We start from the raw sequence: 1,723 nt of genomic DNA, 5'->3' as shown, positions 1-1,723 counted from the left end.
TCCTAAGGCTGTGTTTTAATATAGTGTTGATAGGCGTACTTGGCTTCAATGTATTCAACAGGATAGGTTTATTCCTAACCGCCCAAAGCAGCACCTTTGAAGGCAAGCAAGTTGTATTGCAGGCAAGAAACGATGCCAACATTCTTGGCAGCAATGTTATTTCCGATAATGGCACCCGGATTCAAGCAGGCAATCATGTTCGCATTGGTACAACCCAAACTCAAAGTCAGAGCGAAGGCTATCATCAAACCCAAAAATCAGGCTTGATGAGCGCAGGGATTGGCTTCACGATTGGCAGCAAGACAAACACACAAGAAAACCAATCCCAAAGCAACGAACATACAGGCAGTACCGTAGGCAGCTTGAAAGGCGATACCACCATTGTTGCAGGCAAACACTACGAACAAATCGGCAGTACCGTTTCCAGCCCAGAAGGCAACAATATCATCCATGCCCAAAGCATAGACATTCAAGCGGCACACAACAAATTAAACAGTAATACCACCCAAATCTATGAACAAAAAGGCTTAACGGTGGCATTCAGTTCGCCCGTTACCGATTTGGCACAACAAGCGATTGCCGTCGCACAAAGCAGCAAACAAGTCGGACAAAGCAAAAATGGTCGTGTCAATGCCATGGCAGCTGCCAATGCAGGCTGGTAAGCCTATCAAACAGGTAAGAGTGCACAAAACTTAGCCAATGGTACAACCAATGCCAAACAAGTCAGCATCTCTATAACCTACGGCGAACAGCAAAACTGACAAACCACCCGAGTTCAAGCAAGCCAAGCCCAAGCGAGTCAAATTCAAGCAGGCGGTAAAACCACATTAATCGCCACAGGCGCAGCAGAACAATCCAATATCCACATTACCGGCTCAGATGTTGCCGGCAAAGCAGGAACCGGCCTGATTGCCGATAACGACATCACACTCCAATCCGCCGAACAAAGCAGCAGCGAACGCAGCAACAACAAAAGCAGCGGCTGGAACGCAGGTGCTGCCGTATCATTCGGACAAGGAGGCTGGTCTAGGCTTTACCGCAGGCGGCAATGTCGGCAAAGGCTACGGCAATGGCGATAGCGTAACCCACCGCCATAGCCACATAGGAGAAAAAGGCAGCCAAACCCTTATCCAAAGTGGTGGCGATACCATCATCAAAGGCGCACAAGTATGCGGCACAGGCGTACAAGTTAATGCCAAAAACCTAAGTATTCAAAGCGTACAAGATAGCGAAACCTATCAGAGCAAACAGCAAAACGGCAATGTCCAAGTTACCGTCGGTTACGGATTCAGTGCAAGCGGCAGTTACAGCCAAAGCAAAGTCAAAGCAGACCATGCCTCGGTAACCGAGCAAAGCGGTATTTATGCCGGAGAAGACGGCTATCAAATCAAAGTCAGAGACAACACAGACCTCAAGGGCGGCATCATCACCTCCGGCAAGAGTGCCGAAGACAAAGGAAAAAACCTTTTTCAGACGGCCACCCTTACTGCCAGCGACATTCAAAACCACAGCTACTATGAAGGCAAAAGTTTCGGTATCGGGGCAAGTGTTGCAATCAGCGGTGAATCAATGGGGCAAAACCGTCCTGCCGATTCCGGCCCGGGAATCCGCTTGACTGATGCTTCTAAAGGTCAAAACAACAATAACGCCATCGGCTACGGCAGCGACGGAGACAGCAAAAACAGCACCACCCGCAGCGGTATCAACACCCGCAACATACACA

Annotated in this window: 1 pseudogene; it reads left to right on the top strand. The window is 49.1% G+C overall.

What is annotated here, in order from left to right:
- Positions 1-77 precede the first annotated feature (77 nt).
- A pseudogene (locus tag ACTHUM_RS13195) lies at positions 78-1,723 on the top strand (hemagglutinin repeat-containing protein); the annotation flags it as partial.

This window comes from Neisseria sp. P0021.S006, assembly GCF_051956895.1.
This window is presented reverse-complemented; position numbering and strand designations above follow the sequence as displayed.